This is a genomic window from Citrobacter sp. wls717 (genome assembly GCF_005280955.1).
Classification (GTDB): domain Bacteria; phylum Pseudomonadota; class Gammaproteobacteria; order Enterobacterales; family Enterobacteriaceae; genus Citrobacter; species Citrobacter werkmanii.
Genome location: NZ_SZWW01000007.1, coordinates 593,765 through 617,926 on the forward strand (window position 1 = coordinate 593,765; position 24,162 = coordinate 617,926).

Below are 24,162 nucleotides of genomic sequence, written 5' to 3' on the forward strand. Positions count from 1 at the left end.
AAGGATGAAAACAGTACTCATCACGGGATTTGAACCCTTTGGCGGCGAGTCAGTTAACCCTTCCTGGGAAGTGGTCTCGGGTCTCGACAATGCTATCATCGATGGATGCCGTGTCGTTGCCCGCCAGTTGCCGTGCGTCTTTGGCGAGTCTCTCTCCGTACTCAATGCCGCGATTGACGCATTGTCGCCATCGCTGGTGCTGGCGGTGGGGCAGGCGGGTGGCAGAACGGATATCACCGTGGAGCGCGTGGCGATCAATGTTGACGATGCGCGTATTGCGGATAATCAGGGGCAACAGCCGATTGATGTACCGATTGTGGCCGATGGCCCTGCGGCGTGGTTCAGCACATTGCCGATCAAAGCGATGGTTGTCGCCATGCGCAACGCGGGAATTCCGGCCTCGGTTTCTCAGACGGCGGGTACCTTCGTGTGTAACCACGTGATGTATGGCCTGCTGCATAAATTACGCGACGTGCCGGCAGTGAAGGGCGGTTTTATTCATATTCCTTATCTGCCACAACAGGCCGCGCAGCACCCCGGTGCGCCAAGTATGGCGGCGGAAACAGTACGTCGGGCGCTGGAGGTCGCGATTGCCACCGCATTGCAGTTGGAAAGCGATATCGCGGTGACAGGCGGCGCAACACATTAACAAAGGACAGTATTATGCCTGAAGGCCCGGAGATCCGCCGCGCGGCGGATACCCTGGAGGCGGCAGTCAAAGGTAAACCCCTGACGGATGTCTGGTTTGCCTTTGAGCAGTTAAAACCGTATCAATCCCAACTCATCGGGCAGAGTGTTACCCAGCTTGAGACGCGGGGTAAAGCCTTACTGACCCATTTTTCCAATGGCCTGACGCTGTATAGTCACAATCAGCTTTACGGCGTGTGGCGAGTGGTCGATACCGGCAACATTCCGCAAACCACGCGGGTGCTGCGCGTCAGGCTGCAAACCGAGGATAAAACTATCTTGCTGTATAGCGCGTCTGACATCGAAATGCTGACGCCACAGCAGCTCACCACCCATCCATTTCTGCAACGGGTTGGACCGGACGTGCTGGATTTGCGTTTAACGGCCGCAGAGGTAAAAACGCGTCTGCTGTCATCTCGTTTTCGCAATCGCCAGTTTTCCGGTCTGCTGTTGGATCAGGCATTTCTGGCGGGATTAGGTAACTATCTGCGGGTAGAAATTCTCTGGCATGTGGGGTTGACCGGTCAGCATAAAGCGTCACAGCTTAGCGATGAACAGTTGGATGCGCTGGCGCAAGCGCTACTTGATATTCCTCGCCTGTCGTATAACACTCGCGGCCAGGTCGATGACAATAAGCACCACGGCGCGCTGTTTCGCTTTAAGGTCTTTCATCGGGATGGCGAAGCCTGTGAGCGCTGTGGCGGCATCATCGAGAAAACGACTCTTTCCTCGCGACCCTTTTACTGGTGTCCGGGCTGCCAGCATTAGGTGGACTGTCTTGGCGCATGCGCTGAAATAAAACGTGCCACCGCCGGACCGGTCAATAAAATACTGAACAGCCGCAGGGTTTGCATCGCCATGATTAGCGCTATATCGGCGTGGCTGCCAGCGGCAATTACCGCGACGGAATCCACTCCGCCAGGGCTGGTCGCCAGATAGGCGGTGAGAAAGTCGATTTGCATATAATGCACCAGCCCCCAGGCCATCACGGCACAAATCGCCATCAGTGAAAAAATGGACAACAATATTTGCGGCAGTGGCCGCAGCGCCATTAAAAAAATCTGTTTGTCAAAGCCAAGACCGATTTGCCAGCCAATCGCCATATACGCTATCGCCAGTAACCATTCCGGCAGTTCAATGACCATTATACCGCCTGCGTTTAGCAATGCGCCCGCCAGCATGGGCAGTAACATCACGCCGGAGGGGATACGCAGTAAGCGCCCGGCCACACCAGCAACTGCGGCCAGCAGTATGGTACTTAACAGATTAAGACTCAGCGGTGGAAACCAGACGATTTGCTGGCCGACCGTTTGTGCCTGTTCGCCCATGACAAATCGGGTGACCAGTGCGGCAGCGCCGACCACCAACAGTACGCGCAAATACTGCATAAACGCCACCAGCCGGATGTCAGCGCCATAATCCTGCGCCATCGCAACCATCGCGGCTGCCCCGCCAGGTGATGACCCCCACGCGCCGGTGTTCCCCGGTAGATTGCTGTAGCGAACCAGCAGCCAGCCGATCACCGCGCTGCTAATCAGGGTTGCCAGCAGGATGACAATCACCATCGGCCAGTGTGCCGCAAGTGTCGTTAAAATGGATCCGGTGAGGTTTTGCGCAATCATGCAGCCGAGAATGGCCTGAGCGGCAAGAAATGTGCAGCGGGGAGGGTGCAGGGAGATCCCGCGCATACTGAAAATGATACCGACAATCATCGAGCCGAGCAGCAATGCGCCTGGAAGATGTATCAACAGAAAGAACAGGGAAAGAAGGAGTGATAGCAGAAATAGCAGGCTCCACTGCAAAACAGGCATCCCATGCTCCTGAGTGAAATGAGGAAGATCTCAGTAAATCATAGAGAAAACGTGATGAGAATAAAATAATGTGGGTCAAGAATAAACAGACCGGACAGCGGCATTAACACCCTGTCCGGCCTGGAAGATTCAAGGGAGTAGGCCGGACAGGCGAGAGCGCTATCCGGCAGACAATTAACGCTTAATATCAGACTTAAAGTCGCGCTTGTCGTAGCCGGTATACAGCTGACGTGGACGAGCGATTTTCATGCCGTCGGTGTGCATTTCGTTCCAGTGTGCAATCCAGCCAACGGTACGCGCCATGGCGAAGATCACAGTGAACATGGAGGACGGAATGCCCATCGCTTTCAGAATGATGCCAGAGTAGAAGTCGACGTTCGGGTAGAGTTTCTTCTCGATGAAGTACGGGTCGTTGAGCGCAATGTGCTCAAGCTCCATTGCCACTTCCAGCAGATCATCTTTGGTGCCCAGCTCTTTCAGCACTTCATGGCAGGTTTCACGCATCACGGTGGCGCGCGGGTCATAGTTTTTGTAAACACGGTGACCAAAGCCCATCAGGCGGAAAGAATCATTCTTGTCTTTCGCGCGGCGAACAAATTCCGGAATGTGTTTAACTGAGCTGATTTCTTCCAGCATTTTCAGCGCAGCTTCGTTGGCGCCGCCGTGTGCCGGTCCCCACAGGGAAGCAATACCAGCCGCGATGCAGGCAAACGGGTTCGCGCCAGAAGAACCTGCGGTACGTACGGTAGAGGTCGAGGCGTTCTGTTCGTGGTCAGCGTGCAGGATCAGGATACGGTCCATGGCGCGTTCCAGGATTGGATTAACTTCGTATTTTTCGCACGGCGTGGAGAACATCATGTTCAGGAAGTTACCGGCGTAGGAGAGATCATTGCGCGGGTAAACGAACGGCTGGCCGATGGAGTATTTGTAACACATCGCTGCCATGGTCGGCATTTTGGACAGCAGACGGAAAGCGGCGATTTCACGGTGACGCGCATTATTTACGTCCAGCGAATCGTGATAGAACGCAGCCAGCGCCCCGGTGACACCGCACATAACGGCCATCGGGTGAGAGTCACGGCGGAAACCGTGGAACAGACGCGTGATCTGCTCGTGAATCATGGTATGGCGAGTGACCGTGGTTTTGAACTCGTCGTACTCCTCCTGCGTCGGTTTTTCGCCGTACAGCAGGATATAACACACTTCCAGATAGTTGGACTCGGTCGCCAACTGGTCAATCGGGAAGCCGCGATGCAGCAAAATGCCTTCATCACCATCGATGAACGTAATTTTGGATTCGCAGGATGCGGTAGAGGTGAAACCTGGGTCAAAAGTAAACATCCCCTTTGAGCCAAGGCTACGAATATCAATAACATCTTGACCGAGCGTACCTTTCAGCACATCCAGTTCAATAGCAGCGTCACCATTTAGAGTGATTTTTGCTTTAGTATCAGCCATTTACGGTCTCCTTAGCGCCTTATTACTTAAGATTGCGGAAGTCAGACTTGTTTTCGATACATCAATCAACCGTTACCAGTTTTTTATTCGGCTCGCCGCTCTGCGATAGAGGCGAAAACCAGGGTACAGAGCAATGGGCGCTTGCAGGTAAATCAGTTAACTCATGGTGAAATAGTAACAAATCAACAACTTAGCAATCCGAATTATTTAACCTGTCTATCACTAATAACTGTCCTGAAGGTATTGGTCAATACTTCCACACTGTTACATAACTAAATCTCCGGTGAAAGAGTGACCCCATAACTTTTACGCATTATATGCTTTTTCTGGTGTCGTTTGTAACAACTTTGTTTAATGATTGTCAAATCAGATGATTAAAAATTAAAATAATGTTGTTATCGTGACCTATGTCACTGTTCGGGATAAAACCCGACAAACTATATGTAGGTTAATTGTAATGATTTTGTGAACGTCCTATACTGCCGCCAGGTCTCCGGAATACCCTGCAATCCCGAGCCAACCAGCGTTGTAACGTGTCGTTTTAGCAACTGGAAGCAGTGTTTTATATGACGCGTAGTTATAGTAAGGACGCTGTCTGACCCGCAAGCAGACCGGAGGAAGGAAATCCCGGCGTCTTTCAGACTACAGAAGTCTTATCTTCTGTGCCCGAAGTCCAAAGGGAATAATAAGAACAGCATGTGGGCGTTATTCATGATAAGAAATGTGAAAAAACAAAGACCTGTCAATCTGGATCTGCAAACGATCCGGTTCCCAATCACGGCGATAGCGTCCATTCTCCATCGCGTTTCCGGAGTGATCACCTTCGTGGCGGTCGGGATTCTGTTGTGGTTATTGGGTACCAGCCTTTCCTCCCCTGAAGGTTTCCTCACGGCGTCATCCATTATGAATAACTTCTTTGTGGAGTTAATCATGTGGGGGATCCTGATTGCGCTGGCCTATCACGCCGTAATGGGCATTCGCCATCTGTTGATGGATTTTGGCTATATCGAAGAAACCCTCGAAGCAGGGACACGCTCCGCCAAAATTTGTTTCGTTATCATTGTCGTGCTTTCACTTCTCGCAGGAGTCCTCGTATGGTAAGCAACGCCTCCGCATTAGGACGCAACGGCGTACATGACTTCATTCTGGTCCGTGCTACCGCTATCGTTCTGACGTTATACATCATCTATATGGTCGGCTTCTTCGCCACCAGCGGCGAGTTGACCTTTGAAGTCTGGACCGGTTTCTTCTCATCGGCATTCACCAAAGTTTTCACCCTGCTGGCGCTTTTTTCCATCTTGATTCATGCCTGGATTGGCATGTGGCAGGTGTTGACCGACTACGTTAAACCGCTGGCTGTACGCCTGATTCTGCAACTGGCTATCGTCGTTGCGCTGGTGGTTTACGTCATTTATGGATTTGTTGTGGTGTGGGGTGTGTAATGAAACTGCCAGTCAGAGAATTTGATGCTGTTGTGATTGGTGCCGGTGGCGCAGGTATGCGCGCGGCGCTGCAAATTTCCCAGAGCGGACAGACCTGTGCGCTGCTCTCCAAAGTATTTCCAACCCGTTCCCATACCGTATCCGCGCAGGGTGGCATCACCGTGGCGCTCGGTAATACCCATGAAGATAACTGGGAATGGCACATGTATGACACCGTCAAAGGGTCGGACTACATTGGCGATCAGGACGCAATTGAATATATGTGTAAAACCGGCCCGGAAGCGATTCTGGAGCTGGACCATATGGGCCTGCCGTTCTCTCGTCTCGATAATGGCACCATTTATCAACGTCCGTTTGGCGGTCAGTCGAAAAACTTCGGCGGCGAGCAGGCGGCTCGTACCGCCGCAGCGGCAGACCGTACCGGCCACGCGCTACTGCATACCCTGTATCAGCAGAACCTGAAAAACCACACCACCATCTTTTCTGAGTGGTATGCGTTGGACCTGGTAAAGAACGCTGACGGCGCGATTGTCGGTTGTACCGCACTGTGTATCGAAACCGGTGAAGTGGTTTACTTTAAAGCCCGCGCAACCGTACTGGCCACCGGCGGCGCAGGCCGTATTTATCAATCCACTACTAACGCCCACATCAATACCGGTGACGGCGTCGGTATGGCTATCCGCGCTGGCGTGCCGGTGCAGGATATGGAGATGTGGCAGTTCCACCCCACCGGTATCGCCGGCGCGGGCGTGCTGGTCACAGAAGGCTGCCGCGGTGAAGGCGGCTATCTGCTGAACAAACACGGCGAGCGCTTCATGGAGCGTTATGCCCCGAATGCGAAAGATCTGGCGGGTCGTGACGTGGTGGCGCGTTCCATCATGATCGAAATCCGTGAAGGCCGCGGCTGTGATGGCCCATGGGGTCCGCACGCCAAGCTGAAACTCGATCATCTGGGTAAAGAAGTGCTGGAGTCCCGGCTGCCGGGTATTCTCGAACTGTCTCGTACGTTTGCCCACGTTGACCCGGTGAAAGAGCCGATCCCGGTAATTCCTACCTGTCACTATATGATGGGCGGTATCCCGACCAAAGTAACCGGTCAGGCGTTGACCGTAAACGAGCAGGGCGAAGATGTGGTGATTCCGGGGCTGTTTGCGGTAGGCGAAATCGCCTGCGTATCGGTTCACGGCGCCAACCGTCTGGGCGGCAACTCGCTGCTGGATCTGGTGGTCTTTGGTCGTGCGGTAGGTCTGCATCTGCAGGAATCTATCGCGGAACAGGGCGACCTGCTGGATGCGACGGAAGATGAGATCGATGCTTCTCTGGCTCGTCTGAATCGCTGGAACGGCAACCGTAACGGCGAAGATCCAGTGGCCATTCGCAAAGCGCTGCAGGAATGTATGCAGCATAACTTCTCGGTATTCCGCGAAGGCGATGCGATGGCGAAAGGACTGGAAGAGCTGAAAGCGATTCGTGAGCGTCTGAAAAACGCCCGTCTGGATGATACCTCCAGTGAATTTAACACTCAGCGCGTTGAGTGTCTGGAGCTGGATAACCTGATGGAAACCGCTTACGCCACCGCAGTCTCTGCAAACTTCCGTACCGAAAGCCGTGGCGCGCATAGCCGCTTCGACTTCCCGGAACGTGATGATGAAAACTGGCTGTGCCATTCCCTGTATCTGCCAGAGTCGGAAACCATGACGCGACGTCAAGTCAATATGGAACCGAAGCTGCGCCCGGCATTCCCGCCGAAGATTCGTACTTATTAATGCGGAGACAGGACAATGAAACTCGAGTTTTCAGTTTATCGCTATAACCCGGATGTTGACGATGCTCCGCGTATGCAGGATTACACCCTGGAGGCGGAAGAAGGGCGCGACATGATGCTGCTGGATGCGTTAATGCAGCTGAAGGAAAAAGATCCGTCGCTGTCGTTTCGTCGTTCCTGCCGTGAAGGAGTCTGCGGCTCTGACGGTCTGAACATGAACGGCAAAAATGGACTGGCCTGTATCACACCTGTTTCTGCGCTGAATCAGCCGGGCAAGAAGATTGTCATTCGCCCGCTGCCGGGTTTACCGGTTGTGCGCGATTTGGTGGTAGACATGGGACAATTCTACGCACAGTATGAGAAGATTAAGCCTTACTTGTTGAATAATGGGAAAAATCCACCGGCTCGTGAGCATTTACAAATGCCAGAGCAGCGTGAGAAGCTCGATGGGCTGTATGAATGTATTTTGTGTGCATGCTGCTCAACGTCCTGCCCATCATTCTGGTGGAATCCGGACAAGTTCATCGGTCCGGCAGGTCTGCTGGCCGCGTATCGCTTCCTGATTGACAGCCGCGATACCGAGACTGACAGCCGCCTGGAAGGTTTAAGTGATGCTTTCAGCGTATTCCGCTGTCACAGCATCATGAACTGCGTCAGCGTATGTCCTAAGGGGCTGAACCCGACGCGCGCTATCGGTCATATTAAGTCGATGCTGCTCAAGCGTAGTGCGTAAGTTGTTGTAGTGGTTGCCGGATGGCGACGTACCGTCTTATCCGGCCTACGGGTTACGTACCTTGTAGGCCTGAAAGCTACGCGCCATCGGGCAATAGAAGTGCAGGAAACCTCTAAAAACTGCCATATTATTAGACAGTTTTTAAAGGTTCCTTAGCGGACGCAGATGACACGACAGTCCGCAACAAGTGAACCCCGGCACGCACATCGGTGTGCGTGGTAGTATCCACGGCGAAGTAAGCATACAAATGCTTAAGGGATCACGATGCAGAACAGCGCTTTGAAAGCCTGGTTGGACTCTTCTTACCTCTCTGGCTCGAACCAGAGCTGGATAGAACAGCTCTATGAAGACTTCTTAACCGACCCTGACTCGGTAGATGCTAACTGGCGTTCGACGTTCCAGCAGTTACCTGGCACCGGAGTCAAACCGGATCAACTCCACTCAAAAACACGTGATTATTTCCGTCGGCAGGCGTTGATTACCCCACGTTACTCTTCTTCTATTTCCGACCCTGATGCCAATGTGAAGCAGGTTAAAGTCCTGCAGCTCATTAACGCCTACCGTTTCCGCGGTCATCAACATGCGAATCTCGATCCGCTGGGACTGTGGCAGCAAGAGAAAGTGGCCGATCTGGATCCATCTTTCCACGATCTGACCGATGCGGATTTTCAGGAAAGCTTTAACGTAGGTTCTTTTGCCGGCGGCAAAGACACTATGAAGCTGAGCGACCTGGTTGTTGCGCTGAAACAAACCTACTGCGGTCCGATTGGTGCCGAGTATATGCACATCACCAGCACCGAAGAAAAACGCTGGCTTCAGCAGCGCATCGAGTCTGGCCGTGCCGCGTTCAGTAGCGAAGAGAAAAAACGCTTCCTCAGCGAACTGACCGCTGCGGAAGGCCTGGAACGCTACCTGGGCGCGAAGTTCCCGGGCGCGAAACGCTTCTCGCTGGAAGGCGGTGATGCGTTAATCCCGATGCTCAAAGAGATGATCCGCCACGCGGGCAACAGCGGTACGCGTGAAGTGGTGCTGGGCATGGCGCACCGTGGTCGTCTGAACGTACTGGTCAACGTGCTGGGTAAAAAGCCGCAGGACCTGTTCGACGAATTCGCGGGCAAACATAAAGAACACCTCGGCACTGGCGACGTGAAGTACCACATGGGCTTCTCATCGGATATCGAAACCGAAGGCGGTCTGGTACACCTGGCGCTGGCGTTTAACCCGTCGCACCTGGAAATTGTTAGCCCGGTGGTAATCGGTTCCGTCCGTGCGCGTCTGGATCGTCTGGATGAGCCGAGCAGCAATAAAGTCCTGCCTATCACCATTCACGGCGATGCGGCAGTCACCGGGCAGGGCGTGGTTCAGGAAACCCTGAACATGTCGAAAGCGCGTGGTTACGAAGTGGGCGGTACCGTTCGCATCGTTATCAACAACCAGGTGGGCTTCACCACCTCTAACCCGTTGGATGCGCGTTCTACCCCATACTGCACCGACATCGGTAAGATGGTTCAGGCGCCGATTTTCCACGTCAATGCGGATGACCCGGAAGCGGTCGCTTTCGTCACGCGTCTGGCGCTGGACTTCCGTAATACCTTCAAACGCGATGTCTTCATCGATCTGGTGTGCTACCGCCGTCACGGCCACAACGAAGCCGACGAGCCGAGCGCAACCCAGCCGCTGATGTATCAGAAAATCAAAAAGCATCCGACGCCGCGCAAAATCTACGCCGACAAGCTGGAAGCGGACAAAGTCGCCACGCTGGAAGATGCGACCGAAATGGTCAACCTGTATCGCGATGCGCTGGATGCTGGCGAGTGTGTAGTGAAAGAGTGGCGTCCAATGAACATGCACTCCTTCACCTGGTCGCCATATCTCAACCACGAATGGGACGAAAGCTACCCGAACAAAGTTGAGATGAAGCGTCTGCAGGAGCTGGCCAAACGCATCAGCACCGTCCCTGAAGCGGTTGAAATGCAGTCGCGCGTTGCCAAAATTTACGGCGATCGTCAGGCCATGGCCGCAGGCGAGAAGCTGTTCGACTGGGGTGGCGCAGAGAATCTGGCTTACGCCACGCTGGTTGACGAAGGCATTCCGGTTCGTCTGTCGGGTGAAGACTCCGGTCGCGGAACCTTCTTCCACCGTCACGCGGTAATTCATAACCAGGCGAACGGTTCAACCTACACGCCGCTGCAGCATGTGCATAACGGCCAGGGCACGTTCCGCGTATGGGACTCCGTACTGTCTGAAGAAGCAGTGCTGGCGTTTGAATACGGCTATGCCACGGCGGAACCGCGCACGCTGACCATCTGGGAAGCGCAGTTCGGTGACTTCGCCAACGGTGCTCAGGTCGTTATCGACCAGTTCATCTCTTCCGGCGAACAGAAATGGGGTCGTATGTGCGGTCTGGTTATGCTGCTGCCGCACGGCTACGAAGGTCAGGGTCCGGAGCACTCCTCCGCGCGTCTGGAACGTTATCTGCAACTTTGCGCTGAGCAAAACATGCAGGTTTGCGTCCCGTCTACCCCGGCACAGGTGTACCACATGCTGCGTCGTCAGGCGCTGCGCGGTATGCGCCGTCCACTGGTGGTGATGTCGCCGAAGTCGCTGCTGCGCCATCCGCTGGCGGTCTCTACGCTGGATGAACTGGCAAATGGCACCTTCCTGCCGGCCATTGGCGAAATCGATGAGCTTGATCCGAAAGGCGTGAAGCGTGTCGTGATGTGTTCTGGTAAGGTTTATTACGACCTGCTGGAGCAACGCCGCAAGAATGATCAAAAAGATGTTGCCATTGTGCGCATCGAACAGCTCTATCCGTTCCCGCATAAAGCGGTACAGGAAGCGCTGAAACCGTTCGCTCACGTACATGATTTTGTCTGGTGCCAGGAAGAGCCGCTCAACCAGGGCGCATGGTACTGCAGTCAGCATCATTTCCGTGAAGTGATTCCATTTGGGTCCGCTCTGCGTTATGCAGGTCGCCCGGCCTCTGCCTCTCCGGCAGTAGGGTATATGTCCGTTCACCAGAAACAGCAACAAGATCTGGTTAATGACGCGCTGAACGTCGATTAAATAAAGGATAAATAATGAGTAGCGTAGATATTCTTGTTCCCGACCTGCCTGAATCCGTAGCGGATGCAACGGTTGCAACCTGGCACAAAAAACCGGGCGATGCAGTACGTCGTGATGAAGTACTGGTAGAAATCGAAACTGACAAAGTGGTACTGGAAGTACCGGCATCAGCGGACGGTATCCTTGATGCGGTTCTGGAAGATGAAGGGACAACCGTCACTTCTCGCCAGATCCTCGGTCGCCTGCGTGAAGGCAACAGCGCGGGTAAAGAGACCAGCGCCAAGTCTGAAGAGAAAGATTCGACTCCGGCACAGCGCCAGCAGGCGTCGCTTACTGAGCAGAACAACGATGCCCTGAGCCCGGCGATCCGTCGCCTGCTCGGTGAACATAACCTCGAAGCCAGCGCCATCAAAGGCACCGGCGTCGGTGGCCGCATCACCCGCGAAGATGTGGAAAAGCATCTGGCCAAAGCGCCGGCAGCAACAGCCGAAGCCAAAGCACCAGCCGCCGCGCCTGCGCCTCAGCCTCAACTGGGTGCGCGTGGCGAAAAACGTGTTCCGATGACTCGTCTGCGCAAACGCGTAGCCGAACGTCTGCTAGAAGCGAAAAACTCCACCGCCATGCTGACGACGTTCAACGAAGTCAACATGAAGCCGATTATGGACCTGCGTAAGCAGTACGGCGACGCGTTCGAGAAACGCCACGGTATCCGTCTGGGCTTTATGTCTTTCTACGTGAAAGCGGTGGTTGAAGCGCTGAAACGCTATCCGGAAGTCAACGCCTCTATCGATGGCGATGACGTGGTGTACCACAACTACTTTGATGTCAGCATGGCGGTCTCCACGCCGCGCGGCCTGGTAACGCCGGTCCTGCGTGATGTGGATCTGCTGGGTATGGCTGACATTGAGAAGAACATTAAAGAGCTGGCAGTAAAAGGTCGCGACGGCAAGTTGACGGTTGAAGATCTGACGGGCGGTAACTTCACCATCACTAATGGCGGTGTGTTCGGTTCCCTGATGTCTACGCCGATTATCAACCCACCGCAGAGCGCCATCCTGGGTATGCATGCCATCAAAGATCGTCCGATGGCGGTAGACGGCAAGGTTGAAATCCTGCCGATGATGTATCTGGCGCTGTCTTACGATCACCGTCTGATCGATGGTCGTGAGTCAGTAGGCTTCCTGGTAACCATTAAAGAGTTGCTGGAAGATCCAACGCGTCTGCTGCTGGACGTGTAACGAAAAAGAGTATCACCTGCCCCGTAGGTCTGGACGCCTTATCAGGCCTACGGGTAAAAGATAACGATTACCTGAAGGATGGACAGAACACATGAACTTACATGAATATCAGGCAAAACAACTTTTTGCCCGCTATGGCTTACCGGCACCGGTGGGTTATGCCTGTAATACTCCGCGTGAAGCTGAAGAAGCCGCATCTAAAATCGGCGCAGGCCCGTGGGTAGTGAAATGTCAGGTTCACGCTGGTGGCCGTGGTAAAGCGGGCGGTGTGAAGGTTGTTAACAGCAAAGAAGACATTCGCGCTTTTGCTGAGCACTGGCTGGGGAAACGTCTGGTGACTTACCAGACAGACGCGAATGGCCAACCGGTAAATCAGATCCTGGTTGAAGCGGCGACCGATATCGGTAAAGAACTTTACCTCGGCGCAGTGGTTGACCGTAGCTCCCGTCGCGTGGTCTTTATGGCCTCTACCGAAGGCGGCGTGGAAATTGAAAAAGTGGCGGAAGAAACCCCACACCTGATCCACAAAGTGGCGCTGGATCCGCTGGCAGGCCCGATGCCTTACCAGGGACGCGAGCTGGCGTTCAAACTGGGTCTGGAAGGTAAACAGGTTCAGCAGTTCACCAAGATCTTCATGGGCCTGGCGACTATCTTCCTGGAGCGTGACCTGGCGCTGATCGAAATCAACCCGCTGGTAGTGACCAAACAGGGCGACCTGATCTGCCTCGACGGCAAACTGGGCGCTGACGGCAACGCGCTGTTCCGCCAGGCTGACCTGCGTGAAATGCGCGACCAGTCTCAGGAAGATCCGCGTGAAGCGCAGGCGGCACAGTGGGAACTGAACTACGTTGCGCTGGACGGCAACATCGGCTGTATGGTTAACGGCGCGGGCCTGGCAATGGGCACCATGGATATCGTTAAACTGCACGGCGGCGAACCGGCTAACTTCCTCGACGTGGGCGGCGGCGCGACCAAAGAGCGCGTGACCGAAGCGTTCAAAATCATCCTCTCCGATGACAATGTAAAAGCCGTACTGGTTAACATCTTCGGCGGTATCGTACGTTGCGACCTGATCGCTGACGGTATCATCGGCGCGGTAGCGGAAGTGGGCGTTAACGTTCCGGTTGTCGTTCGTCTGGAAGGCAACAACGCCGAACTCGGCGCGAAAAAACTGGCTGATAGCGGCCTGAATATTATTGCAGCGAAAAGTCTGACGGATGCAGCTCAGCAGGTTGTTGCCGCAGTGGAGGGGAAATAATGTCAGTTTTAATTAATAAAGATACCAAGGTTATCTGCCAGGGCTTCACCGGTAGCCAGGGGACATTCCACTCCGAACAGGCGATTGCTTACGGTACGCAGATGGTTGGCGGCGTAACGCCAGGCAAAGGCGGCACCACTCACCTGGGTCTGCCGGTGTTTAACACCGTGCGTGAAGCGGTAGAAGCGACTGGCGCAACCGCCACTGTGATCTACGTTCCGGCGCCGTTCTGCAAAGACTCCATCCTGGAAGCAATTGATGCAGGCATCAAACTGATTATCACCATCACCGAAGGTATCCCGACGCTGGATATGCTGACCGTGAAGGTGAAGCTGGACGAAGCGGGCGTGCGCATGATCGGCCCGAACTGCCCAGGCGTGATCACCCCGGGCGAATGCAAAATCGGCATCATGCCGGGTCACATTCACAAGCCGGGTAAAGTGGGTATCGTTTCCCGTTCCGGTACGCTGACCTATGAAGCGGTTAAGCAGACCACCGACTACGGTTTCGGCCAGTCCACCTGTGTCGGTATCGGCGGCGACCCGATTCCAGGCTCTAACTTCATCGACATTCTGAAGCTGTTCCAGGAAGATCCGCAGACTGAAGCGATCGTGATGATCGGCGAGATCGGCGGTAGCGCGGAAGAAGAAGCGGCGGCGTACATTAAAGATCACGTCACCAAGCCAGTTGTCGGCTACATCGCGGGCGTAACCGCGCCGAAAGGAAAACGTATGGGCCACGCCGGTGCGATCATCGCCGGTGGTAAAGGTACCGCTGACGAGAAATTCGCGGCTCTGGAAGCTGCTGGCGTGAAAACCGTTCGCAGCCTGTCCGATATCGGCGAAGCGCTGAAAACCGTTATTAAGTAAGAAGTAAAAAAACAGCCCTGACTATCTGCATGGTCAAGGGCTGGTCCCGTTTCGACATGGTTGGCCATCTGATGATGGCCTTTTTTGTTTTCTGCCGTCTATTCTCTTGCGATTCGATCATAATCATATTCATAAATGAGATTATTTTTTGCGGTCAGCATCATTCTTTCTCTTGATTAAATTCTGCATATTACCGGCTTTAATATCATGAGTGCCGGAGGAGAGCGTGCCGCTGAAAATCCAGAATGACTATTTACACGTTTTTTTCTCGATAGCCGAAGTATTCTCTCGCGCGACCGGGTTAGCCGCGGTCGTGATTGATATTCACGGCAAGGCACTGTCGGATTGTCATAATTTTAATTCGTTCTGCACATTAATGCGAGCGGATGAGCGGTATCGTGTAGGTTGCGAAAAATGCGATAAGCAGTGCGCTTTTGAGGGGCTAAAACAGCTTAAACCCAGAATACTCACCTGTCATGCAGGGTTAAGTTTGTTCTCGATGCCAATAATTAATGAAGGGCATCTTTATGGTTTTATTGTTTGCGGGCAGGTCCGGTCAAAGTATCAGGAATATAAAACTATCGTAATTAATAATAAATTTTCATGGATGGATGACCCAAAAATAAAAGCTGAATGGGGTCAGGTTGCGGTAGTGGATAATAATACGCTGGTGGCATCGGCTAATTTGTTAAGTTTTATTGTTGATAACTTTGAGCAAGAGCGACAATCCGATCAGATATTCGCCCCGCCGACCCGTTACGTTCGTCATTATTTCACTGAACCTTCTCGTCATGAGAAAAAACTTCTGGCGGCACTGCGTTATATTGATGAAAATTTGTATGGTGAATTATCCCTGGAATCCGTAGCGGCGCATGTGTGCTTAAGCGCGAACTATTTCAGCCGATTTTTTAAGAAGCGGCAGGGCGTTAATTTTAAAACCTGGGTGAATCAGAAAAAAATGCAAAAAGCGGGGGAGTTGTTGCACGATCCCGTGCACTCAATAGACAGTATTGCCCGGAAACTTCAATACGCGCAAACCAGCTACTTTTGCCGCGTTTTCAGGGCGGCGCATCAAACGTCGCCCCAGTCTTTTCGTCATGCCAGACTTTCGCAGTAAAGATCTTCTGCCATGGTGATGGCTTCCGGTATAAAAGAGAGTCGATCGCTCAGGGTCACCACCTCGCCAATAACAATCAGCGCAGGTGGAGCAATGTTAGCCTCCTGCGCTTTGCTCAGTAATGAACCGAGCGTACAGGTTAGTCGGCGTTGATTCTCTCGGGTGGCGGACATAATTAGCGCTGCGGGTGTATCTGCTGATTTACCGCCCATCAACAGTTCTTCGCAAATAAACGCCAGATTGGCGATTCCCATGACGATAACCAGCGTACCATTTAGCTTCGCCAGTTGACGCCAGTCCTGCTGCTGGTTGCCTTCCCGCGTATGGCCCGTCACCACGTGAAAACCGGAGGCGAAATCGCGATGCGTCACCGGGATCCCGGCATAGGCCAGGCCGCCGATGGTAGAACTGATACCCGGCACAACTTCAAATGGGATACCCGCTTCAACAAGATCTTCAACTTCTTCGGCCCCACGCCCAAACACATAAGGATCGCCCCCTTTCAGGCGTACGATGTTGTTATGTGTTTGGGCATACTGGACCAGTAATGCGTTAATTTCATCCTGGGGAACACAATGAAAGCCGGGATTTTTGCCGACATTGATAAGCAGGCAATCAGGTAATGCCCATTCCAAAATTTTGGGATTGACCAGCCGATCGTAAATAATGACATCAGCCTGTTTAATGCACATCATCGCTTTGAGGGTGAGCAATGAAATATCACCGGGACCTGCTCCAACGAGCCAGACCTTTCCGAAAGTTTTCACATTGTGTCCTTTATCACGTCTAACAAAAAAAGGCAGAAACTACATCAAGGAATGATTAAAAGCAGTCGTTTGCCCGTAAGTTATAACGTGAAATTATCTAAAATTATCGCATGGATAATATTGATTAATCTCGCAAAGTTTTTTCTGCAATAAACAAGTTAACTTGAAAAATTATTAAGAACTTATTGGCACTATTTGCATAGGTTTAACCTTATTTAAATTGTGTTTATTGTTGTGCTTGAGTATTATTGGTTAATATTTATCCGCCATCTGTATGAGTAAATCATGGATTGGATCAATGACATCAATGGATGAAATAAAATATAACTCTCGATGCTTATCTGGGTGTCTTGAATTATTTTTTATAAATTAAACTATTTTTGTACGCTGCATATGGAAGAGGTTATGAGAGGAAAAATACCGAAGACGGAGTTGCTGGTAACTTTTGAAGTTGTTGCGCGTCACGAAAGTTATACCCGGGCTGCTGAAGAGCTGGCTTTAACACAAAGTGCTGTTTTCCGTCAGGTGAATGCACTGGAGGATTTTCTGAATACCTCGCTATTTAATCATGCCAAGAAACGCATTTTTTTAAATGCGGCGGGCAAACATTATTTAAGTATCGTTAAAGAAACGTTAAATAAACTTGAGCGAGATACGACGACGATAATGACCTGGCAGCCGACGGTGCAGGTTATTGAGCTGGCAGTGAATCCGACCTTCAGCACGCATTGGCTGATCCCGAATCTGCGCGAGTTCAACAAACTCAATCCTGATATTATCGTGAATATCCATTCGCTGGCGAATATTGGTGATTTTCTCAATCGGGAGTATGACGCGGCAATCATGCGTGAAGATTTCTACTCGCCATGGTCGGGCGTTGAGTACCTGTTTGAAGAGGAAATCCTGCCGGTCTGCAGCCGCTGCTTGCTGGCTGAGCCGGAGCGGAAACTGGCGGTCGAGGAGTTGCTGAACGAATTCCCGCTTTTACACCAAAGCACGCGTATCAAAGGCTGGCAGGAATGGTTTGCGCTGTCAGACGTCAGCAGCCCGTTGGTCAATAAAGGTCCAAGATTTGATCTGCTGTCGATGCTGATTGCGGCGGTTCGCTCTAATCTGGGCGTGGCATTGCTTCCTCGTTTTGCCATTCAGCACGATCTGGACAGTGGTGATATGGTCATTCCTTGCGATGTCCCGATGCGAACCGGGAACCGTTTCATCATGACGTGGCGTGAAGAGAAAGCGGAATCTGTGCATTTACAGATCTTCCGGGACTGGCTGTTGAATAAATCTGTGGTATCGCCTGCCTGATGGTACCGTGTGCCTTGTCAGGCCTGCAAAGAACGGTAGGCCGGATAAGACGCCAGGGCGTCGTTATCCGGCAAAAGAATGGCTACCAGTCGATTCCCACCTGCGCCTGAATACCGCTGTCAAACGCGTGCTTGACCGGGCGAATTTCGCTGACCGTATCGGCCAGTTCCTGCAACAGTGCGTGGCATCCGCGCCCGGTGACGATAACACTCTGACCGACAGGGCGATTTTCGATGGCGCTGAGAACCTCCTGGGTATCCAGGTAGTGGTAAGCCAGCATGTAAGTCAGTTCATCCAGCACCACCAGATCGTAATGCGCATCAGCCAGCATGCGCTTACTTTCTTGCCAGACTAAAGTGGCCGCGTCGATATCCGCTTGCCGGTTTTGGGTTTCCCAGGTAAATCCGGTGCCCATAATATGGAATTCAACGCCGAGCGGCTGCAGGGTGTTGTACTCGCCATTATCCCACTGACCTTTGATAAACTGCGCGATGCCAACGGTTTTTCCGTGACCAACCGCGCGCGTTGCCGTGCCAAAGGCTGCGGTGGATTTCCCTTTACCGTTACCGGTGAAGACAATCAGGATCCCTTTCTTCTCCGTTGCCGCCGCCACGCGGGTATCAACCTGTTCTTTCAGTTTCTGCTGACGTTGGCGGTGTCTGTCATTATTGGCTCGCGCTTCCATTACGTCTCCTTAATGTCCTGCCGGACAGGTTGCGCAGCGATGTTGCTGCTCAAACTGACTAAAGAAGTTATTACCTTTGTCGTCGACTAACACGAAGGCCGGCATATTTTTAACTTCCATCATCCAGACCGCTTCCATTCCCAGTTCGGGATATTCCAGGCAGTGCAGGCTTTTCACGTACTGTTGGGCAAGCAGGGCCGCGGCGCCGCCGATGCTACCGAGGCTAAATCCACCGTGTTTATGGCAGGCATCAGTGACCTGTTGGCTGCGGTTACCTTTGGTTAGCATAATGAGACTACCGCCTTGTGCCTGGAAAGCATCGACATACCCATCCATGCGCCCGCCAGTGGTGGGACCCATTGAACCACAGGCCTGATTCTCCGGCGTTTTGGCGGGACCTGCGTAATAGACGATATGCTTTTTCATGTATTCCGGCATCGGTTCGCCGTTATCCAGGCGTGCTTTGATGTTAGCGTGGGCAATATCACGGGCGACAACAATTGGACCACTTAACGACAAACGAGTACCGATAGGCAGAGCGGACAGGTCGTGCAGAATCTCGCGTAGCGGGCGGTTGAGATCCAACTGTACGGTTTGGGCGCCATTTTCTACCCGTTGGGAATCAGGAATGAATTTGCCCGGGTTATGCTCCAGTTTCTCCAGCCAGATACCGTGTTTGTTAATTTTAGCCTTAATGTTGCGGTCGGCTGAGCAGGAGAGGGCCATGGCGATAGGGCAGGAACCACCGTGACGCGGCAGGCGAATCACGCGGATATCGTGGGCAAAATACTTGCCGCCAAACTGCGCGCCGATACCAAACTCACGGCTGGCATTGAGCAACTCGGCTTCCAGGGCCGTATCGCGGAACGCCTGACCCAGTTCGTTCCCGCTGGTGGGCAGGTTGTCGTAATACTTGGTTGAAGCCAGCTTGGCGACTTTCAGCGCCTGGTCGGCCGACAAGCCTCCAACGACGAAAGCGATGTGATACGGCGGGCAGGCGGCTGTGCCCAGTGATTTCATTTTTTCGATCAGAAAGGCGGTGAGCTTTTCCGGTTGCAGAATGGATTTTGTTTCCTGGAACAGCGCCGCTTTATTGGCCGAGCCGCCGCCTTTGTTGACAAACAGGAAGCGGTATTCATTGCCAGGCGTGGCGCTGATATCGATTTGTGCCGGCAGGTTAGTCTGAGTATTGACCTCGGTGTACATATCCAGCGGGGCATTTTGCGAATAACGCAGGTTGTTTTCGGTGAAGGTGGTATACACGCCTTTGCTTAACGCTTCTGCGTCATCGCCGCCGGTCCAGACATGCTGACCTTTGCAGGCCACAATCGTTGCCGTTCCGGTATCCTGACAGTTAGGCAGCACGCCTTTGGCCGAAACTTCAGCGTTGCGCAGCAGTTGCAATGCAACATACTTATCGTTACCGCTGGCCTGTGGATCGTGCAGAATGCTGGCGATCTGTTTCAAATGTCCGGCGCGCAGGAAGAATGAAGCCTCATAAAATGCCTGCTGTGCTAATAAGGTTAACGCTTCAGGCGCAACCTTAATCACTTCCTCTCCGTCTAACTCCGAAACTGTAACGTGCTGATTACTCAGTAATTCATATTCGGTACTATCTTTACCCTGAACAAAGAGTTCCTGCCAGACAAATGGTTTAGACATGTTTACTTCTCACCTCTTCGTGTTGTTTGCCGGATAAGCGAAGCGCCATCCGGCATAGAGTTTTATTTTGCTAAAAAGACATTCGCTTCGGTCGCTTCGGCGACATATTCGATCGTTTTCTGGGCACGAACGCTGTTACCGGCTTCATCCAGCGGCGGGGAATAGACGGCTATCGCATATTCGCCTGGCACAACGGCAACCATCCCACCGCCGACGCCGCTTTTCGCCGGGATGCCTACGGTGTACAGCCACTTACCACTACCGTCGTACAATCCGGCAATGGCCATTTCAGCCAGTACCTGCGGGACATATTTTTCATTCAGCAATTGCTTACCGTTGAACGGTGATTTGCCTTTGTTTGCGAGTACCGCGCCCATTTTGGCCAGTTGCTCAACGGTGATATCGACGGAGCACTGACGGGTATAAATTTCGACAGCGTCGTCTGTGTTGCCATAAAAGCTGTTATAGGATTCCATCAGCTTCGCCAGCGCCTGGTTGTGCTGGTTGGTTTCCATCTCGGATTTGAAAACCGGCTCGTTCACGGTGAGTGTGGCATCAGCCCAGACGTTCAGGTTGTCGAGGATTTTGTTCCAGCGATCGGTTTTATCTTTGGCTTCGATCAGGCTAACGGTGCTCATCGCCCCGGCGTTTACCAGCGGGTTTTCCGGTGCGCCTTTAGTCAGTTCTACCGCCAAACCAGAATTGAATGGCATGCCGGTGGCATTGGCCCCCAGTTTCTCCAGGACGACCTGTGGGCCATGCTGTTCCATGGCGAGCGCCAGGGTGAAGACTTTACTCAGGGATTCCATAGGGAAGGGTTTGTTAACATCACCCACCTGATAGATCTTGCCGTCCACCGTGGCAATGGTGATGGCAAAATTTTTCGGGCTGTAGGTCGCCAGGGCAGGGATGTAGTCGGCGACTTTGCCATCGTTGTTACTTTTATATTTCTGATGTGCCTGGTCGATAATCTTTGCGTAATCCGGCGCGGTTTGCGCGAATGAGGTGGCGCAAAACAAGAGGCTGAAAGAAAAGAGACTCACGCCGATAAGGGTTTTATTCATGGTGTAATCCTGTTGGTGTGTTCATCATCTTGCCGGATAAGCGCGAGCGCTATCCGGCAATCGCGTGCTATCAGGACATCGCAACTTCTGACGGTTCGGTCGCCGGACGTTCTTGTTCCGGTGTCTTCACTGGCGCAGTTCCGCGACAGCCCTGGCCGAAGTGTTCACCTTCCCAACGACCTACAATGGCAGCACCCATGGCGTTACTCATGACGTTGGTAGCGGAACGACCCATATCGAGGAATGGATCCACACCCATTAGCAGGATCAGACCGGCTTCCGGAATGTTGAACTGGTTCAGGGTAGCGGCGATAACAACCATTGATGCACGCGGTACGCCCGCCATCCCTTTCGAGGTCAGCATCAGGATCAACAGCATGGTGATTTGCTCGCCCATGCTTAGTTCGATATTGCACGCCTGAGCAATAAATACGGTGGCAAAGGAGCAGTACGCCATCGAGCCGACCAGGTTAAAGGAGTAACCGATAGGCAGAACGAAACTGGCAATTTTTGAGGAAACGCCAAATTTTTCCAGTTTGTCCAGCGTGCCTGGGAAGGCGGCTTCAGAGCTGGAGGTGGTGAAGGCCAACAGTGCCGGTTCGAGGATTGATTTCGTTAAACGCGCGATGCAAGGCCCTACGATCATGGTGGACAGACCGATCAGGATCGCCCACAGCATACCCAGCGTCAGGTAGAACTCACCCATAAAGATCCCGGCGCTGACCATTACTCCCAGACCACGTTCGGCAATCAGACCCGAGATAGCGGCAAACACGGTCAGTGGCGCAAACAGCATGACGTAGCCAGTCAGCTTCAGCATTACGTGCACCAGTGAGTCCAGAACCTTCACGATCGGCTCGGCTTTTTCACCAATCGCAGCCAGGCTGCAACCGAGGAAAATTGAGAATACGACGATCTGCAGAATTTCGTTACGTGCCATCGCATCAACAATACTGGTTGGTACCGCGTGCGAGATAAATACTTTCAGCGTGAACGGTTCAGATTTAACGGCGGCAACGGCCCCGGCGTCATGCGGAACAAAGTTGATGCCAGCGCCTGGCTGGAAAATATTAACGATAACCAGGCCCAGCGCGATTGACAGCAGTGAGGCGCAAATAAACAGGAAGAAGGTTTTCGAAAATATACGTCCCAGCGTTTTGGCATCGCCCATTTTGGCAATACCCACAACCAGAGTTGAAATAACCAATGGCGCGATAATCATTTTCACCATGCGTAAGAATATGGTGGTGAAAATGGAAATATCTGCTGCATAAGATTTTGCCGTTTCAGCCGCGACCATATTATTTATGGCCACCCCGGCAATCATGCCGAGTATCAGACCTAATATGATCATCTTCGTTAAACTTATTTTCTTCATGTGTACTCCATCGGATAAAGGTTGGTAATTGGAATTGTGTAGGGCGGCGCGCGCCTGAACCTGGACAGCAGTTCAGACGTACGCCTGTTGTGACCAACCGCATGAATAATTCGAAGCACTGTGATACAGCTGAATTCTGTGCTCCAATGGCTGTTATTGTGTTTTTTACTACAGGTCGAACTCAATACTTAATAATGGCGCGTGTTGCTGCGCACCATAAACATCATTGTCACCAATGTTGCCGGAGATAATATCGCGCGGCATGACAATTTTTACGGCATTCGCTGGGTCAAACCAGACAATATTATGAATAAAGTCAGGTTTGACATTATACAAACCAGCAATAAGTTGTGGCGTTAATTGTTCTGAACGCTTCACTCGCTGATAATCTTCACGGGTTTTAAATAAAATATCTAAAACCAGTTCGTACGGCCCGGCGTTTTTGGAACGAATGACTTGCGCCAGCGAACAAATTGAGTGTTTCATGCCTGAACTCCTTCTGGCGTCACCTGTTCAATATGGAAATCAAAACGCAGCGCATCGCTCGCTTCAATCAGGTGATAGATCGAGAACTCATACACCGGTCCACTCTGAATATCGGATGGCGAGAACGGGAAGGCGAGGTTGCCCGCGGTCGCAATGCGATTTTCATAACCGTAGTGCAGCAGGGTAGAGCGCACCAGCGAGCAAACGCTGTTGGCGATATCCTGCGTCGGCGCGACGACGTCCAGCAAAATCCCCAGTTCATGACCGGCGGTTTTCATCGGCTCATGGTTGCCCATCACACCGTTCTTACCGTACAGGTGGAACGTCATACGGATACTGTCGTCATTCAGCGAGAGGTTACGCTTAACGCTGGCCTGTACCTCTTCGAGAATAGTGTCAATTCCGGCAATCATGATCGGGTCGCGCGTTCCGGCGATGGTCAGGCAGCGGAAGCCAACCTGACGTGCGCCTTCCAGTTTCAACGCATACGGCGTTTCTTCATGACGTGAACCGCTGACATACACTTCGCCCTCGTTAACCTGGGTGAAGGTGCACGCTTTCAGGTTCAGCACGCCGCCTGGCCCCGGCAGGAAGTACGGATCGGACTTCTCATACAGGGTGTGCGCCGCCGCGGAAGTTTCAGTGAACTTACGCTTGGGATTGAACGCTTTCAGCGTAAAGCCGTTGTCGTCAATGATCCCCATCGCACAATCTGAGCCAGAGCCAGGGGTGGCGGCAATGGCGGCACACTCAAGGATCTTACCGCAATGAAGCGCCAGACCTTCATCAAAGCCCTGCATAATCGGCAGCGCGGCGAAGCAGGCCGGATCGTAGGCTCGTCCGCCCAGTACCACCTGCGCACCGGCTTGCAGCGCGCGCTGGAATGGCTCGACGCCCATCTGCGCGACAATGTAGGTGCTGTCTTCAATTGCCTCGTGAGTCAGTTCAGGCACAAAATCGAGCGCGGTGATTTTGCCGTTATCCAGCGCCTGATGAACGATTTCTTTGTCAACATCAGACGGGATGAGCGCCATGGAGAAGGACAGTTTTTCTTCCTGGGCAATCTCATGGATTATTTGGCGACACCACTCCAGATGCGGAGCGGCGCCTGAACCACCGGCCGTGCCAATCACTACCGGGATGTTGTTCTTAACGCCTGCCACGATCATATAGCGCAGATCGCGTTTCACTCCGGCCCTGTCGGTAAAAGGTTTACCCGCCCCCAGGTAGTGAGGGCCAGGATCGGAGGAACCTGCGTCAACAGCAATAAGATCCGGTGACTCTTCCATGGCTTTACGAAAACTCTCTTCCGGGAAGCCATAACCCAGGATAGCCGTAGGCGATAAGATCTTAAATGTGCGTGCCATC

The 24,162-nt window shown here is 52.7% G+C and carries 21 protein-coding genes and 1 pseudogene; 12 read left to right on the top strand and 10 right to left on the bottom strand.

What is annotated here, in order from left to right:
* Positions 1-4 precede the first annotated feature (4 nt).
* Together pcp and nei are read left to right on the top strand one after the other, a co-directional pair.
* Positions 5-649, top strand: coding sequence for a pyroglutamyl-peptidase I (gene pcp, locus FDX09_RS07540; RefSeq protein WP_038638875.1), 645 nt, complete (start codon positions 5-7; stop codon positions 647-649).
* 14 nt (positions 650-663) lie between these two features.
* Positions 664-1,455: an endonuclease VIII gene (nei, locus tag FDX09_RS07545; RefSeq protein ID WP_121528773.1), complete on the top strand. Its 792-nt coding sequence runs from the start codon at positions 664-666 to the stop codon at positions 1,453-1,455.
* Here nei and FDX09_RS07550 read toward each other — a convergent pair.
* The 3 genes and pseudogenes from FDX09_RS07550 to FDX09_RS23765 all read right to left on the bottom strand — a co-directional run bounded on the left by FDX09_RS07550 (position 1,452) and on the right by FDX09_RS23765 (position 4,270).
* Positions 1,452-2,498, bottom strand: coding sequence for an AbrB family transcriptional regulator (locus tag FDX09_RS07550; RefSeq protein ID WP_121528774.1), 1,047 nt, complete (start codon positions 2,496-2,498; stop codon positions 1,452-1,454). The genes nei and FDX09_RS07550 overlap by 4 nt on opposite strands.
* 174 nt (positions 2,499-2,672) lie before the next feature.
* Positions 2,673-3,956, bottom strand: a complete 1,284-nt coding sequence (locus FDX09_RS07555) for a citrate synthase (RefSeq protein WP_006685463.1) — start codon at positions 3,954-3,956, stop codon at positions 2,673-2,675.
* Between the two features lie 203 nt (positions 3,957-4,159).
* Positions 4,160-4,270 (bottom strand): annotated as a pseudogene (locus FDX09_RS23765) (hypothetical protein).
* Between the two features lie 382 nt (positions 4,271-4,652).
* Here FDX09_RS23765 and sdhC point away from each other — a divergent pair.
* From sdhC to FDX09_RS07600, 9 genes are all read left to right on the top strand, one after another.
* Positions 4,653-5,057 (top strand): succinate dehydrogenase cytochrome b556 subunit, encoded by a 405-nt coding sequence (gene sdhC / locus FDX09_RS07560; RefSeq protein WP_042309715.1) that lies wholly within the window; start codon positions 4,653-4,655, stop codon positions 5,055-5,057.
* Positions 5,051-5,398, top strand: coding sequence for a succinate dehydrogenase membrane anchor subunit (gene sdhD / locus FDX09_RS07565; protein WP_005122550.1), 348 nt, complete (start codon positions 5,051-5,053; stop codon positions 5,396-5,398). The genes sdhC and sdhD overlap by 7 nt, the downstream gene beginning before the upstream one ends.
* Positions 5,398-7,164, top strand: a complete 1,767-nt coding sequence (gene sdhA / locus FDX09_RS07570; protein ID WP_038638885.1) for a succinate dehydrogenase flavoprotein subunit — start codon at positions 5,398-5,400, stop codon at positions 7,162-7,164. The genes sdhD and sdhA overlap by 1 nt, the downstream gene beginning before the upstream one ends.
* Before the next feature lie 15 nt (positions 7,165-7,179).
* The gene (sdhB, locus tag FDX09_RS07575; protein ID WP_038638888.1) at positions 7,180-7,896 is read left to right on the top strand and encodes a succinate dehydrogenase iron-sulfur subunit SdhB; all 717 of its coding nucleotides are present in this window, start codon (positions 7,180-7,182) and stop codon (positions 7,894-7,896) included.
* Positions 7,897-8,160: 264 nt separating this feature from the next.
* On the top strand, positions 8,161-10,962 hold the full coding sequence (sucA, locus tag FDX09_RS07580) for a 2-oxoglutarate dehydrogenase E1 component (RefSeq protein ID WP_137347003.1): 2,802 nt from the start codon (positions 8,161-8,163) through the stop codon (positions 10,960-10,962).
* A 14-nt stretch (positions 10,963-10,976) separates the two neighbouring features.
* Positions 10,977-12,200 (top strand): 2-oxoglutarate dehydrogenase complex dihydrolipoyllysine-residue succinyltransferase, encoded by a 1,224-nt coding sequence (gene odhB / locus FDX09_RS07585; protein WP_038638894.1) that lies wholly within the window; start codon positions 10,977-10,979, stop codon positions 12,198-12,200.
* Positions 12,201-12,291: 91 nt separating this feature from the next.
* Positions 12,292-13,458: an ADP-forming succinate--CoA ligase subunit beta gene (gene sucC / locus FDX09_RS07590; protein WP_038638897.1), complete on the top strand. Its 1,167-nt coding sequence runs from the start codon at positions 12,292-12,294 to the stop codon at positions 13,456-13,458.
* Complete coding sequence (gene sucD / locus FDX09_RS07595; RefSeq protein ID WP_137347004.1) at positions 13,458-14,327, top strand: succinate--CoA ligase subunit alpha; 870 nt, start codon at positions 13,458-13,460, stop codon at positions 14,325-14,327. The genes sucC and sucD overlap by 1 nt, the downstream gene beginning before the upstream one ends.
* Positions 14,328-14,553: 226 nt before the next feature.
* Entirely contained in the window at positions 14,554-15,444 is an 891-nt protein-coding gene (locus tag FDX09_RS07600) for a PocR ligand-binding domain-containing protein (protein ID WP_137347005.1), read from the top strand.
* Here the strand turns inward: FDX09_RS07600 and cobA are convergent.
* On the bottom strand, positions 15,423-16,211 hold the full coding sequence (gene cobA, locus FDX09_RS07605; protein WP_069323181.1) for a uroporphyrinogen-III C-methyltransferase: 789 nt from the start codon (positions 16,209-16,211) through the stop codon (positions 15,423-15,425). The genes FDX09_RS07600 and cobA overlap by 22 nt on opposite strands.
* Before the next feature lie 405 nt (positions 16,212-16,616).
* Here cobA and FDX09_RS07610 point away from each other — a divergent pair, with 405 nt between their 5' ends.
* Positions 16,617-17,519, top strand: a complete 903-nt coding sequence (locus FDX09_RS07610) for a LysR family transcriptional regulator (protein WP_038638907.1) — start codon at positions 16,617-16,619, stop codon at positions 17,517-17,519.
* Between the two features lie 82 nt (positions 17,520-17,601).
* Here FDX09_RS07610 and cobO read toward each other — a convergent pair whose 3' ends face one another.
* From cobO to FDX09_RS07640, 6 genes are all read right to left on the bottom strand, one after another.
* Entirely contained in the window at positions 17,602-18,204 is a 603-nt protein-coding gene (cobO, locus tag FDX09_RS07615; protein WP_137347006.1) for a cob(I)yrinic acid a,c-diamide adenosyltransferase, read from the bottom strand.
* Between the two features lie 9 nt (positions 18,205-18,213).
* Positions 18,214-19,866: a class I fumarate hydratase gene (locus tag FDX09_RS07620; protein ID WP_061381689.1), complete on the bottom strand. Its 1,653-nt coding sequence runs from the start codon at positions 19,864-19,866 to the stop codon at positions 18,214-18,216.
* Positions 19,867-19,928: 62 nt separating this feature from the next.
* Positions 19,929-20,930 (bottom strand): glutaminase A, encoded by a 1,002-nt coding sequence (gene glsA / locus FDX09_RS07625; RefSeq protein WP_038638918.1) that lies wholly within the window; start codon positions 20,928-20,930, stop codon positions 19,929-19,931.
* A 70-nt stretch (positions 20,931-21,000) separates the two neighbouring features.
* Positions 21,001-22,308, bottom strand: a complete 1,308-nt coding sequence (locus FDX09_RS07630; RefSeq protein WP_038638921.1) for a dicarboxylate/amino acid:cation symporter — start codon at positions 22,306-22,308, stop codon at positions 21,001-21,003.
* Positions 22,309-22,476: 168 nt separating this feature from the next.
* Positions 22,477-22,794, bottom strand: a complete 318-nt coding sequence (locus FDX09_RS07635; RefSeq protein ID WP_006685446.1) for a DUF4387 domain-containing protein — start codon at positions 22,792-22,794, stop codon at positions 22,477-22,479.
* Entirely contained in the window at positions 22,791-24,161 is a 1,371-nt protein-coding gene (locus FDX09_RS07640) for an acyclic terpene utilization AtuA family protein (protein ID WP_038638923.1), read from the bottom strand. The genes FDX09_RS07635 and FDX09_RS07640 overlap by 4 nt, the downstream gene beginning before the upstream one ends.
* Position 24,162 lies beyond the last annotated feature (1 nt).

Bases quoted from the DNA above. Each gene is read 5' to 3' on its own strand.
- pcp (WP_038638875.1), top strand. From the start codon at position 5: ATGAAAACAGTACTCATCACGGGATTTGAACCCTTTGGCGGCGAGTCA.
- nei (WP_121528773.1), top strand. From the start codon at position 664: ATGCCTGAAGGCCCGGAGATCCGCCGCGCGGCGGATACCCTGGAGGCG.
- FDX09_RS07550 (WP_121528774.1), bottom strand. From the start codon at position 2,498: ATGCCTGTTTTGCAGTGGAGCCTGCTATTTCTGCTATCACTCCTTCTT.
- FDX09_RS07555 (WP_006685463.1), bottom strand. From the start codon at position 3,956: ATGGCTGATACTAAAGCAAAAATCACTCTAAATGGTGACGCTGCTATT.
- sdhC (WP_042309715.1), top strand. From the start codon at position 4,653: ATGTGGGCGTTATTCATGATAAGAAATGTGAAAAAACAAAGACCTGTC.
- sdhD (WP_005122550.1), top strand. From the start codon at position 5,051: ATGGTAAGCAACGCCTCCGCATTAGGACGCAACGGCGTACATGACTTC.
- sdhA (WP_038638885.1), top strand. From the start codon at position 5,398: ATGAAACTGCCAGTCAGAGAATTTGATGCTGTTGTGATTGGTGCCGGT.
- sdhB (WP_038638888.1), top strand. From the start codon at position 7,180: ATGAAACTCGAGTTTTCAGTTTATCGCTATAACCCGGATGTTGACGAT.
- sucA (WP_137347003.1), top strand. From the start codon at position 8,161: ATGCAGAACAGCGCTTTGAAAGCCTGGTTGGACTCTTCTTACCTCTCT.
- odhB (WP_038638894.1), top strand. From the start codon at position 10,977: ATGAGTAGCGTAGATATTCTTGTTCCCGACCTGCCTGAATCCGTAGCG.
- sucC (WP_038638897.1), top strand. From the start codon at position 12,292: ATGAACTTACATGAATATCAGGCAAAACAACTTTTTGCCCGCTATGGC.
- sucD (WP_137347004.1), top strand. From the start codon at position 13,458: ATGTCAGTTTTAATTAATAAAGATACCAAGGTTATCTGCCAGGGCTTC.
- FDX09_RS07610 (WP_038638907.1), top strand. From the start codon at position 16,617: ATGAGAGGAAAAATACCGAAGACGGAGTTGCTGGTAACTTTTGAAGTT.
- cobO (WP_137347006.1), bottom strand. From the start codon at position 18,204: ATGGAAGCGCGAGCCAATAATGACAGACACCGCCAACGTCAGCAGAAA.
- FDX09_RS07620 (WP_061381689.1), bottom strand. From the start codon at position 19,866: ATGTCTAAACCATTTGTCTGGCAGGAACTCTTTGTTCAGGGTAAAGAT.
- glsA (WP_038638918.1), bottom strand. From the start codon at position 20,930: ATGAATAAAACCCTTATCGGCGTGAGTCTCTTTTCTTTCAGCCTCTTG.
- FDX09_RS07630 (WP_038638921.1), bottom strand. From the start codon at position 22,308: ATGAAGAAAATAAGTTTAACGAAGATGATCATATTAGGTCTGATACTC.
- FDX09_RS07635 (WP_006685446.1), bottom strand. From the start codon at position 22,794: ATGAAACACTCAATTTGTTCGCTGGCGCAAGTCATTCGTTCCAAAAAC.
- FDX09_RS07640 (WP_038638923.1), bottom strand. From the start codon at position 24,161: ATGGCACGCACATTTAAGATCTTATCGCCTACGGCTATCCTGGGTTAT.